This window comes from Arthrobacter sp. 18067 (genome assembly GCF_902706295.1).
Taxonomy (GTDB): domain Bacteria; phylum Actinomycetota; class Actinomycetes; order Actinomycetales; family Micrococcaceae; genus Arthrobacter.
This window is the reverse complement of sequence record NZ_CACSJJ010000006.1, coordinates 111,575-127,623: the sequence shown is the minus strand read 5'-3', so window position 1 is coordinate 127,623 and position 16,049 is coordinate 111,575. Positions and strand designations below refer to the sequence as shown.

12 protein-coding genes and 3 tRNA genes are annotated in these 16,049 nt (G+C 62.0%); 8 read left to right on the top strand and 7 right to left on the bottom strand.

All coding sequences use genetic code 11. The features are described from left to right. Window positions 1-3: 3 nt before the first annotated feature. The 6 genes from serA to GVL04_RS07900 form a co-directional block, all read right to left on the bottom strand. A complete protein-coding gene (serA, locus tag GVL04_RS07925) occupies window positions 4-1,599 on the bottom strand; it encodes a phosphoglycerate dehydrogenase (protein WP_159702197.1) in 1,596 nt (531 codons plus the stop codon). Window positions 1,600-1,887: 288 nt separating this feature from the next. Beyond that, window positions 1,888-2,913, bottom strand: a complete 1,026-nt coding sequence (gene ilvC / locus GVL04_RS07920; RefSeq protein ID WP_159702194.1) for a ketol-acid reductoisomerase — start codon at window positions 2,911-2,913, stop codon at window positions 1,888-1,890. A gap of 67 nt (window positions 2,914-2,980) precedes the next feature. After that, window positions 2,981-3,493, bottom strand: coding sequence for an acetolactate synthase small subunit (gene ilvN, locus GVL04_RS07915; RefSeq protein ID WP_021470923.1), 513 nt, complete (start codon window positions 3,491-3,493; stop codon window positions 2,981-2,983). 2 nt (window positions 3,494-3,495) lie between these two features. Then, the gene (locus GVL04_RS07910) at window positions 3,496-5,400 is read right to left on the bottom strand and encodes an acetolactate synthase large subunit (protein WP_159702191.1); all 1,905 of its coding nucleotides are present in this window, start codon (window positions 5,398-5,400) and stop codon (window positions 3,496-3,498) included. A 294-nt stretch (window positions 5,401-5,694) separates the two neighbouring features. Next, complete coding sequence (gene ilvD, locus GVL04_RS07905) at window positions 5,695-7,416, bottom strand: dihydroxy-acid dehydratase (protein ID WP_159702188.1); 1,722 nt, start codon at window positions 7,414-7,416, stop codon at window positions 5,695-5,697. A 96-nt stretch (window positions 7,417-7,512) separates the two neighbouring features. Then, on the bottom strand, window positions 7,513-8,445 hold the full coding sequence (locus GVL04_RS07900; protein ID WP_159702185.1) for a LysR family transcriptional regulator: 933 nt from the start codon (window positions 8,443-8,445) through the stop codon (window positions 7,513-7,515). A 241-nt stretch (window positions 8,446-8,686) separates the two neighbouring features. Here GVL04_RS07900 and GVL04_RS07895 point away from each other — a divergent pair, with 241 nt between their 5' ends. The 4 genes from GVL04_RS07895 (at window position 8,687) to GVL04_RS07880 (ending at window position 11,225) form a co-directional block, all read left to right on the top strand. Further along, window positions 8,687-9,580: a hypothetical protein gene (locus tag GVL04_RS07895; protein WP_235036212.1), complete on the top strand. Its 894-nt coding sequence runs from the start codon at window positions 8,687-8,689 to the stop codon at window positions 9,578-9,580. Window positions 9,581-9,618: 38 nt separating this feature from the next. After that, window positions 9,619-10,764 (top strand): sorbosone dehydrogenase family protein, encoded by a 1,146-nt coding sequence (locus GVL04_RS07890; RefSeq protein WP_159702182.1) that lies wholly within the window; start codon window positions 9,619-9,621, stop codon window positions 10,762-10,764. A 117-nt stretch (window positions 10,765-10,881) separates the two neighbouring features. Further along, window positions 10,882-10,957, top strand: a tRNA-Lys gene (locus tag GVL04_RS07885). A gap of 192 nt (window positions 10,958-11,149) precedes the next feature. Further along, window positions 11,150-11,225, top strand: a tRNA-Lys gene (locus tag GVL04_RS07880). 88 nt (window positions 11,226-11,313) lie between these two features. On the opposite strand, the gene GVL04_RS07875 is transcribed toward GVL04_RS07880, so the two are convergent. Next, window positions 11,314-11,781: a MarR family winged helix-turn-helix transcriptional regulator gene (locus GVL04_RS07875; protein WP_159702179.1), complete on the bottom strand. Its 468-nt coding sequence runs from the start codon at window positions 11,779-11,781 to the stop codon at window positions 11,314-11,316. A gap of 84 nt (window positions 11,782-11,865) precedes the next feature. On the opposite strand from GVL04_RS07875, the gene bcp reads away from it, so the two are divergent. From bcp to GVL04_RS07855, 4 genes are all read left to right on the top strand, one after another. Then, window positions 11,866-12,339: a thioredoxin-dependent thiol peroxidase gene (gene bcp, locus GVL04_RS07870; RefSeq protein ID WP_159702176.1), complete on the top strand. Its 474-nt coding sequence runs from the start codon at window positions 11,866-11,868 to the stop codon at window positions 12,337-12,339. Between the two features lie 63 nt (window positions 12,340-12,402). Continuing rightward, window positions 12,403-12,484 (top strand) — tRNA-Leu (locus GVL04_RS07865). Between the two features lie 277 nt (window positions 12,485-12,761). Beyond that, a complete protein-coding gene (locus tag GVL04_RS07860) occupies window positions 12,762-14,414 on the top strand; it encodes an ABC transporter substrate-binding protein (protein WP_200846791.1) in 1,653 nt (550 codons plus the stop codon). 79 nt (window positions 14,415-14,493) lie between these two features. After that, window positions 14,494-15,999 carry a malate:quinone oxidoreductase gene (locus GVL04_RS07855; protein ID WP_159702170.1) on the top strand — a complete coding sequence of 502 codons (1,506 nt, stop codon included), beginning with the start codon at window positions 14,494-14,496 and terminating at the stop codon, window positions 15,997-15,999. Window positions 16,000-16,049 lie beyond the last annotated feature (50 nt).

Sequence of the window (16,049 nt, the reverse complement as noted above, 5' to 3'; positions counted from 1 at the left end):
GTCCTAGTCCTCCAGGTCCACTTCCCGGACCATGTCTGCGCCAATACCGGCCTTGATGGCCTCCAGGACCTGCTGCGGAACGGAACTGTCGATGGTCAGGAGCGCAAGAACCTGGCCGCCTTCAGTCTGGCGGGCCACCTGCATGCCGCCGATGTTGATGTTGTTCATGCCCAGGATGTGTCCGATGGTGCCGATCACGCCGGGACGGTCGGCGTAGGCCACAACAACCAAGTGCTCGCTGATGGGGATTTCTACGTCGTATCCGTTAACGCCCACGAGCTTCTCCACCTGCTTGGGACCCGTCAGGGTACCGGCAACGGAGATCTGCGAGCCATCGCTGAGCGCACCGCGGATGGTCAGGACGTTGCGGTAGTCCTCTGCGTCCGGGGTGGTGATGAGGCGGGTATTGATACCACGCTGCTCGGCGATGACCGGAGCATTCACGTAGGAGACCTGCTCGGTGACAACGTCGGCGAATACGCCCTTCAGTGCAGCCAGCTCAAGCACCTTGACGTCCAGTGCCGCAATTTCGCCAGCGACCTCGACGTCGATCTGCGTCAAGGATGCGTGGGTCAGCGCAGTGAAGATCCGGCCCAGCTTTTCGATCAGCGGGATGCCCGGGCGCACGTCGGGAGCGATAACGCCGCCGGCAACGTTAACAGCGTCCGGAACAAGTTCTCCCGCAAGCGCCAGGCGGACCGACTTGGCAACAGAAACGCCGGCCTTCTCCTGGGCTTCGTCAGTGGACGCACCAAGGTGCGGGGTGACAATAACGTTGTCCAGCTCGAAGAACGGGAGGTCGGTGCTGGGCTCCTTGACGAAGACATCCACGCCGGCGCCGGCAATCTGGCCTTCCTTCAGAGCGACATAAAGTGCTTCTTCGTCCACCAGCCCGCCACGGGCAACGTTGATGACGTAAGCCGATTCCTTCATCTTGCGGAAGGCGTCCGCGCCCAGCATGCCTACCGTCTCGGGAGTCTTGGGCATGTGGATGGTGATGAAGTCGGAATTCTGCAGAAGTTCATCCAGCGTGACCAACTTGACGCCCAACTGGGCAGCGCGGGCCGCCGTGATGTAGGGATCGTAGGCGAGGATCTCGGTCTCGAAGCCCTGCAGGCGGGCTGCCACCAGGGCGCCGATGCGGCCCAGGCCGATGATGCCGATCTTCTTCTCGAAGAGCTCGATGCCGGTGTACTTGGAGCGCTTCCACTCGCCGTTCTTCAGCGCGGAGCTGGCCTGCGGAATGTGGCGGGCGAGGCTCAGGATGTGGCCCACGGTGAGTTCCGCGGCCGAAACGATGTTGGACGTGGGGGCGTTGACCACCATGACGCCGGCCTGCGTGGCGGACTTGATGTCCACGTTGTCCAGTCCGACGCCTGCACGGGCGATGACCTTGAGGTTCTTGGCCGCAGCGATGGCTTCGGCGTCCACCTGGGTGGCCGAACGCACCAGGATGGCATCGACGTCGGCGATTGCGGACAGCAGCTGGGAACGGTCGGCGCCGTCGGTCTGTCGGATTTCAAAGTCCGGGCCCAATGCCTCGACTGTGGCGGGCGAAAGTTCCTCGGCGAGGAGGACGACGGGTTTGCTGGCTGACACGGGTGGCACCTTACTTTGGACAACTTTGGGACAGAACTGGACAAGGAGCGGATGCGTGGCCCGGGGCACGGCGCCGGGACCAGCCCAGAATATCGAATCCGGGCGGGGATTCCGGTGCCGGCGAGGGATGTTACGGCCGGACCGGTAGCTGTTGTGAAGAAGTTCACAGCCTGGGTGGCTGAGCAATTCGGTGGAGAAACGACGGGTAAAACGGCGACGCCCGCCCGGCTGTGTTGGCCGGACGGGCGTCGTGCAGGGCATGCGCCGCTGGGCTCATGCGTCCAAGGATCAGCGGGCTGCGGAACCTTCAACGTAGTCAGCGTCCTGCTGCTGCCAGGAGAACAGGGAGCGCAGTTCGCGACCGACCTCTTCGATGGGGTGCTGCTCTGCCTTGGCACGCAGTTCCTTGAACTCGGCGCCGCCGTTGTCCTGATCGTCGATGAAGCGCTTGGCGAACGCACCGCTCTGGATGTCGGCGAGGACAGCCTTCATGTTTTCCTTCACCTCGGGGGTGATGACGCGCGGGCCGGAGACGTAGTCGCCGTACTCTGCGGTATCGGAAACGCTCCAGCGCTGCTTGGCGATGCCACCTTCCCACATGAGGTCCACAATGAGCTTGAGCTCGTGGAGAACCTCGAAGTAGGCGATCTGCGGCTGGTAGCCGGCCTCGGTCAGGGTTTCGAAGCCGTACTGGACGAGCTGGGAAACACCGCCGCAAAGGACGGACTGCTCGCCGAAGAGGTCGGTTTCGGTCTCTTCGGTGAAGGTGGTCTTGATGACGCCGGCGCGGGTGCCGCCGATGGCCTTGGCGTAGGACTTCGCCAGGTCCCATGCGGAACCGGAAGCGTCCTGCTCAACGGCGATGATGTCCGGGATACCGCGGCCGGCTTCGAATTCGCGGCGCACGGTGTGGCCCGGAGCCTTCGGAGCGATCAGGATGACGTCAACGCCGGCCGGAGCCTCGATGTAGCCGAAGCGGATGTTGAAGCCGTGTGCAAAGGCAAGCGCCTTGCCCTCGGTCAGCTTGTCCTTGATGGAGTCGTTGAAGATCGAGCGCTGGTGCTGGTCCGGTGCCAGGATCATGATGACGTCTGCCCATTCGGCAGCGTCGGCAACGTTCTTGACCGTGAAGCCTGCATCCTCTGCCTTGGCGGCCGACTTGGAGCCGTCCTTCAGTGCAATAACAACCTCGACGCCGGAATCGCGCAGGTTGAGCGCGTGGGCGTGGCCCTGGGAACCGTAGCCGACGATGGCTACCTTGCGGCCCTGGATGATCGACAGGTCTGCGTCGTCGTCGTAGAACATTTCAGTCACTTGCGTAACTCCTCTTGAGTGGTTTTCTTAGATATTGATTGTGGTGCTGCGGTACTGGACGCACTGCTCACGCGGAGCGGAGCGCCCTGTCACTCATGGAGCGGGATCCCCGTCCAACGGCCAAGGTGCCGGACTGCACGATTTCACGGATGCCGAACGGCTCGAGCACTGAGAGCAGCGCAGCGAGCTTCTCGGGGGTACCGGTTGCCTCGATCACCAACGAGTCTGTGGACACGTCGACGACGGCGGCACGGAACAAGTCTGCAGCTTGGGTAACCTGCAGGCGTGTCGCGGCATCCGCACGTACCTTGACCAGGATGTGGTCGCGTTGTACGGAAGATTCAGAAGTCAGCTCCACAATCTTGATCACGTTGACCAACTTGTTGAGCTGCTTGGTGACCTGCTCAATGAGGTCGCCGTCGGCGTCGACGACAACCGTCATGCGGGACATTCCGGGGACCTCGGTGGGTCCCACAGCCAGGGAATTGATGTTGAATGCGCGCCGGGCGAAGAGGCTGGCCACGCGGGTCAGCACGCCGGGCTTGTCTTCTACCAGAACGGACAGTGTGTGGCGGGTCATGCCTAGTCCTCCTCTTCCCATTCCGGGGTCATGTTGCGGGCAACCTGGATCTGGTCATTGCTGACGCCCGAAGGCACCATCGGCCACACCATCGAGTTGGGGCTGACGACGAAGTCGATGACCACCGGGCGGTCGTTGATCTCGAGTGCCTTCTGGATGGTGGCGTCGATGTCTTCGTCACGCTCACAACGCAGTGCGGCGCAACCGTAGGCATCGGCCAGTTTCACGAAGTCCGGGATCCGGACGGTGTCGTGGCCGGTGTTCAGGTCCGTGTTGGAGTAGCGGCCCTCGTAGAACAGCGTCTGCCATTGGCGGACCATGCCCAGCGAGGAGTTGTTGATGATGGCCACCTTGATGGGGATGTTGTTGATGGCACAAGTAGCCAGTTCCTGATTGGTCATCTGGAAGCAGCCGTCACCGTCGATGGCCCAGACCACGCGGTCCGGCTCACCAACCTTGGCACCCATGGCTGCCGGAACCGAGTATCCCATGGTTCCTGCTCCACCGGAGTTCAGCCAGGCGTGGGGCCGTTCGTACTTGATGAACTGGGCGGCCCACATCTGGTGCTGGCCGACGCCGGCAACATAGATTCCTTCGGGACCAGTGAGCTCGCCGATGCGCTTGATCACGCGCTGCGGTGCGGTGAGCCCATCTTCCGGCTCGGTCCAGCCCAGCGGATAAGTATCGCGCAGGTTGCCAAGGAAAGCCCACCAGGCATCCAGGTCCGGGGTGCCGCTCAGTTCAAACTGTGTCTTCACCGCTTCGGTGAGCTCCGGAATGATCTCCTTGACCGAGCCAACGATCGGGACGTCGGCGGTGCGGTTCTTGGAGATTTCCGCGGGGTCGATGTCAGCGTGGATGACCTTGGCAAACGGGGCGAAGGTCTTCAGCACGCCGGTGACGCGGTCATCGAACCGGGCGCCGAGGGTGATCAGGAGGTCGGCCTGCTGGAGGGCAGTAACGGCGGAGACTGAACCGTGCATGCCGGGCATGCCAACATGCTGGGGATGCGAATCAGGGAAGGCACCGCGCGCCATCAACGTGGTGACCACGGGGGCGCCGGTAGCCAGCGCGAGTTCCATGAGCTCTGCCGAGGCGTGGCCCTTGACAACGCCACCGCCCACGTACAGGACCGGCTTGCTTGCTGCGGCGATCAGCTTGGCAGCTTCGCGGACCTGCTTGTTGTGGCCACGGACCACTGGACGGTAGCCAGGCAGGTCAACCTTCGGAGGCCAGGAGAACGTCATCTGGCCCACCTGGGCGTCCTTGGCAATGTCCACCAGCACAGGACCGGGACGGCCCGTGGAAGCAAGGTGGAAAGCCTCTGCCATGACATGCGGAATGTCGTTGGGGTCCGTCACGAGGAATGAGTGCTTGGTAATGGGCATCGTGATTCCCACGATGTCCGCTTCCTGGAAGGCATCGGTACCGATGACTCCGCTGGAGACCTGGCCGGTAATGGCCACCATCGGCACGGAGTCCATGTGGGCGTCCATGATGGCGGTAACGAGGTTGGTGGCACCGGGTCCCGAGGTAGCGATGCAAACGCCAACCCGTCCAGTGACCATGGCGTAGCCTTGCGCGGCGTGGCCGGCTCCCTGTTCGTGACGGACCAGGATGTGATTCATGCTGGAAGCCATCAAGGGGTCGTAGGTGGGCAGGATCGCGCCACCGGGCAAACCGAAAATATCGTCCACGCCGAGTTCTTCGAGCGAGCGGACAATTGCTTGCGAGCCGGACATCACCGTTGGGGGTACAACGGTGTTCGGCCCAAGTACAGGAGAGAGAGGCGCAACAGCGTCGACGACGACGGCCTCAGCCGTACGGTCGACCTTTTCCGGAGCTTTGTGGGCTCCAGCGGACTTTGCAGCCATCAGCGAGGGGCTGATCGGCGATCCTTTGCTCATCGGACTCTTCCTTAGTGGATCTTCAATAGATGGGTCTTGCTTAGGGGAATAAAAAAACCCCTCAGCCTTCCGGCTCTTCGAGGGGTTTGCGCGTGACAGTTCGTTACCGGTCGGACTAAGCCACGCGCTTGGTAAGGACGACGACGCCGACGGTAACGAATGTGATCATGCGTTCAGTGTTCCCTCAAAGTGAGATACGTGTCAATTGACCACTACCGTATCTCACTATTTGGACAGCATTGTCCGCCCACCGGACTCCGGCTGTCTCAAGGCAGCCGGAGTCTACGGCAGGAACTACCCGCAGTACGCCCCAGTGGAGGCGCTGTGGACCAACTTGGCGTATTTGGCCAGGACACCCTTGGTGAACTTGGCCGGCAGCGGCTCCCAGCCCACCTTGCGGGCTTCAAGCTCGGCTTCGTCAACCAGGAGGTCGAACGATCGGGCCGCGATGTCGACGCGGATGCGGTCGCCATCCTTCACAAAGGCGATAGGACCGCCGTCGACCGCTTCCGGCGCAACGTGGCCGATGCACAGGCCCGTGGTACCACCCGAGAAACGGCCATCGGTGAGCAGGAGGACGTCCTTGCCCAGGCCCGCGCCCTTGATGGCCCCGGTGATCGCCAGCATCTCCCGCATGCCGGGGCCGCCCTTGGGTCCTTCGTAGCGGATGACCACAACATCGCCCTTATGGATTTCGCCATTGTCCAGCGCGTTCAGGGCGCCCTGCTCACGCTCGAACACGCGGGCGGTACCCTCGAAGACGTCGGCGTCGAAGCCGGCGCTCTTCACCACGGCTCCTTCCGGGGCCATGGTGCCGTGGAGGATGGTGATGCCGCCGGTCTTGTGGATGGGGTTGTCCAACGCGCGGAGGATCTTGCCGTCAAGGTCCGGCGGGTTGATCGAGGCGAGGTTTTCGGCCAGCGTCTTGCCGGTAACGGTGAGGCAGTCGCCATGCAGCAGTCCGGCGTCGAGCAGCGCCTTCATGATGACCGGCACGCCGCCGATCTTGTCCACGTCAGTCATGACGTAGCGGCCGAAAGGCTTGAGGTCCCCGAGGTGCGGAATCTTGTCACCAATGCGGTTGAAGTCATCGAGCGTCAGCTCGACTTCCGCCTCGCGGGCAATGGCCAGGAGGTGCAGCACGGCGTTGGTGGAACCACCGAATGCCATGGTGACGGCAATAGCATTCTCGAACGCCTTCTTAGTCATGATGTCGCGGGCCGTGATGCCCAGGCGCAGCAGGTTGACTACCGCTTCGCCGGACTTGCGTGCAAAGTCATCACGACGGCGGTCTGCCGAGGGTGGGGCGGCCGAGCCCGGAAGGGACATGCCCAGGGCCTCGCCAATGCAAGCCATGGTGTTGGCGGTGTACATTCCTCCACAGGCGCCTTCGCCGGGACAAATGGCCTTTTCGATGCGGGTGAGGTCCTCCAAGCTCATCTTGCCGGCAGCGCAGGCACCAACGGCTTCGAAGGCGTCAATCAGGGTGACTTCCTTCTCCGAGCCGTCCTCAAGCTTGACCCAACCCGGCATGATGGAGCCGGCGTAGAGGAAGACTGCGGCAAGGTCCAGGCGGGCAGCGGCCATGAGCATGCCCGGAAGGGACTTATCGCAGCCCGCCAGGAGAACCGAGCCGTCGATGCGCTCGGCCTGCATGACGGTTTCCACGGAGTCGGCAATGACTTCGCGGGAAACGAGGGAGAAGTGCATTCCCTCATGGCCCATGGAAATGCCGTCTGACACGGATATGGTGCCGAACTGCATCGGGAAGCCACCGCCGGCGTGGACGCCTTCTTTGGCACCCTGCGCGAGGCGGTTGAGGGAGAGGTTGCAGGGGGTGATCTCATTCCATGAACTGGCGACACCAATTTGGGGTTTGGCGAAGTCGTCGTCGCCCATGCCGACCGCACGGAACATGCCACGGGCAGGTGCCGCGTGAATGCCGTCGGTGACGACCCGGCTGCGGGGCTTGATGTCCGGCGTGTTGTCTGTCGCAATCTGGGTGGTGTCACTCATGAGCAAAGTCTATGGGTCCCTCGAGTCCGCCAGTACTGTTCTCTGCCGGTTTATGCGTGATCAGCCGAATATTGCGGTCATATCCTGGTCCGGACCTCATATGTCGTGGTGGGATTCTTGGAGTTCCCTGCCGATTGCGGCTGCCTCGTCCTTGAGCATGTCCACCACCAGCGAGATGGTAGCCCGCGCGGCAACCTCCTGGCGCAGCAAGGCAACGATGCTCCTGCTGGCTTTAACATCCGTGAGCGGCCGAAGGACCAAACCCCGTCGTGCACTGGCCCGGGCCGTATAACGCGGGAGAAGGCAGATCCCGTGGCCGGCACCCACGAGGGCTTCAAGCACCCTCAGATCCGGATACCGCTGGCCCCTCGAAGCCTGCCTGCCGGCTTGCAGTTCGATCTGCCGAAGCACGGTGTCGAAAGGGAATCCCTCCGGGACACCGATCCAGGGGTAATCCACGACGTCCTCAGGACTCAACCCCGCCTTGGCCGCCAAGGGGTGGCCGGCAGGCATCGCGACATCCAGGGCTTCTTCCAGCAGCGGCACCACCGTCAGTCCCTGACGCGCAAAAACCTCGGGCCCGTCCACGCTGTGGGCAAGGACTATGTCGTAATCCGCCACCAGGGGCGCGAAATGGGCCGTACCCGGGTCCTCGAAGTGGGCATCAAAGGTGAGGCCGTCCACAGCCGCGACCCGATGCAACACCCCGGGCAACAGCATCTCGGCCGCACTGGGGAAGAAAGCTGCCGAAACGCGCGCCTGCCAGCCCTTCCTATAGGTGTCGATGGTGGATTCCGCCTTTGCCATGGCCGTGGCGACGTCGGCGGCAGCGGCGGCCATCGCGTGTCCGGCCTCCGTGAGCTGAACACCCCTGCCCACTTTCTCCACGAGCACAACGCCGATTTCCGCCTGCAGGGCCTTCAACTGCTGGGAGACAGCCGAAGCCGTGACATTCATGGCATCAGCCGTTGCGCCGACGCTTTGCCGGTCTGCCAACTCGCGCAGAATCTGCAACCTTTTGAAGTCCATTCAGCCAGCCTAGGGGACCCGCCCGAATTCCTTTCCACGGCATTTTGCGGCCCCGGCACATTCCTCAGCACGCTGATTAAGTTCCATGGAACAGCAGGTCAAACGCTGGACAGCCCATTAGGAGGCACGTAACGTCAGGAACACCACGAACTGCACCGCTGTGAGCAGAAGGGCATCCACCATGGACTGGTTAATTTGGGTCATTGTCATTGTGTTGGTCATTGCTATTGTCTGGTGGCTAATGAACCGCAACAAAGCACGTAATTCCGTCTCAACCCATGCTCCTGCCGCAATGGAGCCCAGCAACACCTCGCCCCTTCCGGATGCAGCCGCCGCGACAGCAGGAGTAGCCGGCCTGGCCGGGGTAACAAATTTGGGCAAGGCAGCCGCCGAGGGCAGCGGCCCCGCCGGGGAAGAATCCATCAGTGACGAACCAAGCGGGATAAAGGCCGGCAGGGATGAAGAGACCACCAGCGGCTCCTCCACAGGCGACCTCGACGATGTGCCGGAGACCCACTCCCCCAAACCCCAACCAGCGGAAACTCCGGGCTTGACGGTGGAAGAGCCTGTCATAGCCGCACCTGTGATTGAGGAGCCGGTGATCGAGGAGCCGGTGGTGGACGAGCCCGAAGTGGACACCGATGCGAAACTGCACGCTGCCGACGCCGGCGACGTTGACGACTGGGATGCAGGTTCTTCACAACCAGCCGCCGCAGCGCAGTCTCCGGCACCACCAACACCGGCGCCTTCGCCCCAGGTGACCGCCGATGATGTCAGCAGGGCCGACGACGCAGCCGACAAGGCGGAGTGGGAATCGTCATGGACCGATGAGAGCGGCGCCCCGGTCCATCACCATGAATACACCGATGCGCACTCCCCTACGCTGCCGGGCGCAGAGTCTGCGGCGGCTGAGGATTCCGCGACATCCGGGCACCTTGCCGCCGAACACCCTTATGGAAACGGGTCCTCCAGCAATCCAGGAGATGGCTACCTCGTGAAGGCCAACGCCGCCGACATGACGTACCACGACGAAGACGCGGCCGGGTACGACGACGTCACCGCGGACGTGTGGTTCGAGTCGGCCGCACATGCAGAAGCTGCAGGCTTCCGGCCACCCAGGCGCAACAGGCACTGAACCGGCTGTATCCGCAGGCATCGGTAACGGACGCAGACATGGGCGGGCGCGCAGTGGTAGGGCGAACCTCCCTCGTGCCTGCCTCTGCTTTCGCCTTGATCCTGGCACTGGCGTCATGCACGGGCAGTCCATCGTCCCCGGGATCTGCAGCGACCCCTGGCGCGACAGCCACCTCCTCAACTGCCAGCCCTGGGGGCGGTCAGGGCACACTGGGCACCCAGCCCGCCACTGATGTACTGGGAAAGCTCGACGTCGGGTTGCAGCTCCCATGGTCCGTCGTCTTCCTGCCGAACGGCACAGCGGTGGTATCCGAGCGCGATTCCGCCCAGGTCAAGGGCATTCGCGACGGCCGGGCCACAACAATAGGCGAGATTCCCGGCGTCGATCCCGGAGGCGAAGGCGGCCTGCTGGGTCTTGCTTTGTCGCCGATGTTCCCCACAGACCGTTGGCTGTATGCCTATTTCACTTCTGCGAGCGACAACCGTATTGCGCGGATGCGGCTCGACGAGGACGCAGGGGGGAGGCTGTCACTCGGCGACCCGGAAGTAATCTTCACCGGCATATCCAAGGCATCAACCCATAACGGTGGCCGGATCCGCTTTGGCCCCGATGGATTCCTGTACGTAGGGACAGGCGACTCGCAGCGCAGGGAACAGCCGCAGGACACAAATGCCCTGGGTGGCAAGATCCTGCGCCTTACTCCGGAAGGACGTCCCGCCCCGGGAAATCCGTTCGGCGAAAATCCCGTCTACAGCTACGGTCATCGCAATGTCCAGGGCTTGGCATGGGACAGCGAAGGAAGGTTATGGGCCAGCGAGTTTGGTCCGGACGTGGATGACGAACTGAACCTCATAACGCCGGGAGGCAACTACGGATGGCCGTCAGTGACCGGCGCGCCCGGCAGGGCCGGACTGATCGACGCCAAGGTCGTATGGCCCTCAACATCCGAGGCATCCCCAAGTGGGCTGGAAATCGTGGACGGCGTGGCCTACACGGGTGCCCTGCGAGGTCAGCGGCTCTGGGCCGTTCCGCTCAAAGGCGAGACAGCTGGTGAACCTGTGGGCTATTTCACAGGCGAATATGGGCGCCTGCGGGACGTGGCCCGAGCTCCGGACGGCACGCTGTGGGTCCTGAGCAACAACAAAAACCCCGACTTCGTGCTGATCCTGCGGGGCTCATCCTGAGGTTCACAGCCGGTTGAGAGGCGATTTCCCACTTCGGTGGAAGTCGTGTAGAGTTACATGTCGTTGCGGAGATCGCCGGGGAATGAAAAGCCCCTGGGTTGATCGAATTCAACAGCTGCACCTCTAGCTCAACTGGCAGAGCAATTGACTCTTAATCAATGGGTTCCGGGTTCGAGTCCCGGGGGGTGCACCAAAGAAAGGCCTTGGAGTGAATTTCGCTCCAAGGCCTTTTTGCTTTCCCGGGAAATCCTTGAAAGCAATTACATGGCGTGCATCACGCTCGCCCCTCCATGGTCACGAGCCTGCAAAAAGTGGTGTAGAGTTATTTGTCGTTGCGGAGCTCGCCGAGGAATGCGAATTACTCGAAGCGCCCCGACAAAAAGCTGCACCTCTAGCTCAACTGGCAGAGCAATTGACTCTTAATCAATGGGTTCCGGGTTCGAGTCCCGGGGGGTGCACCAAGAAGAAAGGCTCCGGATCGTATTCCACGATCCGGAGCCTTTCTTGCTTCTCCGCCAGGGCTTCCCGGGAGGGAAACCCTGGCGTTCTTCAAACTTGGGGTACGTCGGTGCCATTCTCCGTGGAATCCGTTTCCGGGGCCGGCAGGCCAGCCAACCCCCGGACTACTATCCTTAGTTCCTCCCGCAACCGTGCGGTATCAACGGCAACAGGGGACAAGACATCCTGCTCAAGCTTTACGGCTTCCGCGAGGGCTGCGCTCCCGGCCTCGGTAAGGGTGACCACGTGGCTCCTGCGGTCGGAGTCGCTGCGTTGGCGGGTGATGTGCCCGTGCAACTCCAGCCGCGCGAGGGTGGTGCCCATTGTCTGGGCCTTGACCCGCGCAACTTCGGCCAGCGCCGCCTGCGTAATTGCACCCTTGGCGGCAAGCACCTGCATGGCAATGACTCCGGCGTGGGTAAGGCCGATGGACTTCAGTTTTTCGTTCCACGAGATTTCCACCAGGCGTGCAGCTGTCGAAAGCAATCGGGTGGTGGGCCATCTCTCCATATCTGGCATGCCGACAGTATATGCGTGGAGGGGATGAGACGCGGCTTCTCCGCACTAAACTGGGAAATCGCGATCGTAAGCAAGGAGCATATTTTGGCAGAACGACTTATCCCGGGCGACGTTGCCCCGAACTTCACCCTTCCGGACGAAACGGGCAATAGCGTCAGCCTGTCGGACTTCCGTGGGCGAAAAACCATCGTCTATTTCTACCCGGCAGCGTCCACGCCCGGCTGCACCAAGGAGGCGTGCGACTTTCGCGACACCCTTGGGTCCCTGCAGGCTGCCGGCTACGACGTCGTTGGCATCTCCCCCGATCCCGCCAAAGCGCTGGCAAAGTTTTCGGCCGAGGAACAACTGACATTCCCGCTCCTCTCGGACGAAGACCACGCCGTCGCGGACGCCTATGCGGCGTGGGGTGAGAAGAAGAACTACGGCAAGACCTATATGGGACTGATCCGATCCACCATCGTTGTCGACCCCGAAGGAAAAGTGTCCCTGGCGCAGTACAACGTTCGCGCCACGGGCCACGTTGCCAAGCTGCGCCGGGACCTCAAGCTGGACAAGTAGCGGGTACACTGTAGTCCGGTATATGGCAGGGTCCGTCCAACAGGACGGCACGCCTGCCGGCCAGCGCGAGTGGTGAAATTGGCAGACACGCAGGATTTAGGTTCCTGTGCCTTCGGGCGTGGGGGTTCAAGTCCCCCCTTGCGCACAGTGTGAAACAGTGTGAAGAAGCATAGTGGTTCTGAAACACAGTGGTTGTGAATCACTGTGGTTAGGAAACGCAGTGGCCTTGGGCCACACGGAACACCCCCGGTCGCAGAAGTCTGCAGAGTCGGGGGTGTTTTTCCTCAAGCAGCGGGGACGGCTTCCTGAAGATGCGCTGGGAGGTGCACTCAGGACGTTCAACTAGACTGGAATGCGGTCTGGCCGAAGCCGGCCACAGTACTTCCAACCGGCTTGAGGGGACAAGAGTGGCAAGCAGCAAAATGCGTCGCCTGACCGTACAGTTCGGAGCTGCCGTTGCGGTTCTGGGACTGGCAGCGTGCACCGGATCCCCCGGGCCGGCACCCTCTTCGTCAGCAAGCAGTTCCGCCCCTGTGGAACCCACTGCAACCTTCAACTTCGGCACGGCCTCCATGCCCTTGGGGCTCGACCCCGCCATGACGGCCGATTCCGAGTCCTACCGGATCACCCGCCAAGTCCTCGAAGGACTGGTCGGCGTCGACGGCGCGACAGGTGAGACCACTCCCCTCCTTGCCACGGAGTGGAAGGACAGCAACAACGGGCTCAGCTACGATTTCACGCTGCGCTCCGAAGTAACGTTCCATGACGGCACGCCGTTGGACGCTTCTGCTGTCTGCGCCAACTTCAACCGCTGGTTCACCTTCCCTGCAGACCTCCGAAAGCAAGCACCCGGGATCTCGTTCCAAGGTGTTTTCAAGGCCTACTCCGACGAACCGGTGTTCTCCATCTTCAAAGACTGCAAGGTGGTCTCGGCCAACGATGTCCAAATCAACCTGACCCGCCCCTTCACCGGTTTCCTGAAGGCGTTGACGCTCCCCGCCTTCGCCATCTCCTCCCCGGCGGCCCTTGAAGCACAAAAGGCCAACGTCCTTGACCAGACCCGCAATGGCCAGGCCGTGTCCGCCTACGCCTCCCATCCCGTAGGAACGGGGCCCTATGAGTTCAGCGCATGGGACGAGAACAAAGTGGCGCTCTCCAGCTACAAGGGCTACTGGGGAAACAGGGGCCAGATAGCCACCATCAACTTCATTCCCTACGATCGTGCTGAAACGCGGCAGCAGGCCCTCCTGGACGGCAAGATCGATGCCTACGACCTAGTGACGTCGGGGACCTTTGACCAATTGGTCAAAAAGGGTGTCCAGATCATCCAACGCGACCCCTTCTCCGTGATGTACCTCGGCATCAACCAAGCCGTGGCGCCCCTGGAAAAGCTCGAGGTCCGCCAGGCAATCGAAATGGCAGTCGACAAGGAAACGCTGATCCGCCGGTTCTTCATCGACAACACGGCGCAGGCATCACAGTTCGTGCCGCCCAAGCTCAGCGGCTTCAACAACAATGCCCCCTCCCTGGGGTACAACCCGGAGAAGGCCAAGGAACTGCTGGAAAAGGCGGGCTATAAGGGCGAGGAAATCAAGTTCTACTACCCCTTGAACGCCACCCGTGCCTACATGCCCACTCCTGAGAAGATTTACGCCGAGATCAGCCGGCAACTGGTTGCAGTGGGCTTCAACATCAAGCCGGTGCCAGTGGACTGGGAAGACGGTTACCTGCAACGGGTTCAGTCGGCGGGCGACCGCGGCCTGCACCTTCTGGGCTGGAACGGCTCCTACGCCGACGCCGACAACTTCCTCGGGCCACTGTTCGGTGAGACCCGGGCAGAGTTCGGCTACTCGGATTCGGAAGTCTTCCACAAGATCGAGCGGGCACGTGCCATGCCCAACGGGGACGACCGAAACGCCCAGTACCAGGCCATCAACGCGGAGATCGCGGCGTCGGTCCCTGCCGTCCCGATTGCCTTCCCGATCTCGGCCTTGGCGTTGTCCAACAAGGTGGAAAGCTACCCGGCTTCACCAGTCCTCAACGAAGTTTTCACAAACGTCCGCCTAAAGCCTTGACGATTCCCCGCAATTTCAGTATTGAGTCTGCGCGGGGATATTCTGTGACAGCCAGTGCCGCCGCTAACGGAGATTGATCGTGACCTTCATTTCCAAGACTCAACATGCCGACGTCGTCCTTATTGGCGGCGGAATCATGAGTGCCACCCTCGGTGCGTTCATCAAGCAACTTGAACCCACCTGGACCATCTCCCTGTTCGAACGACTCGACGAAGCGGGGCTTGAGAGCTCCGGGCCGTGGAACAACGCCGGCACCGGACATGCCGCGCTGTGTGAGCTTAATTACTCCCCCGCAGCCAAAGACGGATCCGTGGACCCGTCCAAGGCCCTCCACATCAACGAGCAGTTCCAGCTCTCACGCCAGTTCTGGTCCCACTTGGTGGACAGCAATGTCATCGGGTCCCCCAAGGGCTTCATCAACACCGTTCCGCACATGAGCTTCGTCATTGGCGATGACCACTCGAACTTCCTCAAGACCCGGTACGAGGCCCTCAAGCCCAACACGCTGTTCCGCAGCATGGAATACACCGAGGACCAGGACCAGATCGCCAAGTGGGCCCCGTTGATCGTCAAGGGACGGGACCGCAAGCAGCGCGTTGCCGCCACCCGCGCAGCTGAAGGTACCGACGTCGACTTCGGCGCCCTGACACGGGAATTGACCACCTACTTGCAGGACGGCGGCGCAGAGGTCAACTACGGCCACGACGTCACCAACATCAGCCGCGCAGCAGGTGGCGGATGGGACTTGTCCATCAAGCACACCAAATCCGGCGAACACGGCCGCATCCACGCCAAATTCGTCTTTGTCGGAGCCGGCGGCGGCGCCCTGCACCTGCTGCAGGCCTCCGGCATTCCCGAAAGCAAGGGCTACGGCGGTTTCCCCGTGTCAGGACAGTTCTTCCGCTGCACGGATGATGCCATCACTTCCCAGCACAGCGCCAAGGTCTACGGCCAGGCGTCCGTGGGTGCTCCTCCCATGTCGGTCCCCCACCTGGACACCCGATACGTGGATGGCAAGCGCTCCCTCCTCTTCGGCCCGTATGCCGGCTTCTCCACCAACTTCCTGAAAACCTCCAGCTATCTTGACCTCCCCCTGTCCATCCGTCCAGGAAACATCATCCCGATGCTGGCAGTGGCCAAGGACAACATGGACCTCACGGCATACCTCATCAAGGAGGTCGCCAAGCGTCACGAGGCCAAGGTGGAGGCCCTTCGGGAGTACTACCCCGAGGCTGCCGGTGCCAATTGGGAATTGATCACCGCAGGCCAGCGTGTGCAAATCATCAAGAAGCACCCCCAGAAGGGCGGCGTCCTGCAGTTCGGCACCGAGGTCATCGCCTCCCGCGATGGTTCCATCGGCGCACTGCTTGGAGCTTCCCCTGGAGCTTCCACCGCCGTGCCCATCATGATCGAGCTGCTGCAAAAGTCCTTCCCCAAGAACTTCAAGGGATGGCAGTCCAAGCTCAAGGACATGATGCCGGGCTACGGCGTCAAGCTCAACGAGAACCCGGACCTCGCCGCCGAACTGGAAGCAAGCACCGCGCGGTCCTTGCAACTGGAAGTGGCCAACGCCGTCCAAAGCTAGGCCATACCCGGGGCTGCGGCCGGTTCCCGTCAGACGAATCGTTTCGTAGA

Coding starts and splice junctions, on each gene's coding strand:
- ilvD (WP_159702188.1), bottom strand. CDS start 7,416: ATGAGTGACACCACCCAGATTGCGACAGACAACACGCCGGACATCAAG.
- GVL04_RS07875 (WP_159702179.1), bottom strand. CDS start 11,781: ATGCCAGATATGGAGAGATGGCCCACCACCCGATTGCTTTCGACAGCT.
- ilvN (WP_021470923.1), bottom strand. CDS start 3,493: ATGACCCGCCACACACTGTCCGTTCTGGTAGAAGACAAGCCCGGCGTG.
- GVL04_RS07860 (WP_200846791.1), top strand. CDS start 12,762: ATGCGTCGCCTGACCGTACAGTTCGGAGCTGCCGTTGCGGTTCTGGGA.
- GVL04_RS07910 (WP_159702191.1), bottom strand. CDS start 5,400: ATGAGCAAAGGATCGCCGATCAGCCCCTCGCTGATGGCTGCAAAGTCC.
- GVL04_RS07895 (WP_235036212.1), top strand. CDS start 8,687: ATGAACCGCAACAAAGCACGTAATTCCGTCTCAACCCATGCTCCTGCC.
- GVL04_RS07900 (WP_159702185.1), bottom strand. CDS start 8,445: ATGGACTTCAAAAGGTTGCAGATTCTGCGCGAGTTGGCAGACCGGCAA.
- GVL04_RS07890 (WP_159702182.1), top strand. CDS start 9,619: ATGGGCGGGCGCGCAGTGGTAGGGCGAACCTCCCTCGTGCCTGCCTCT.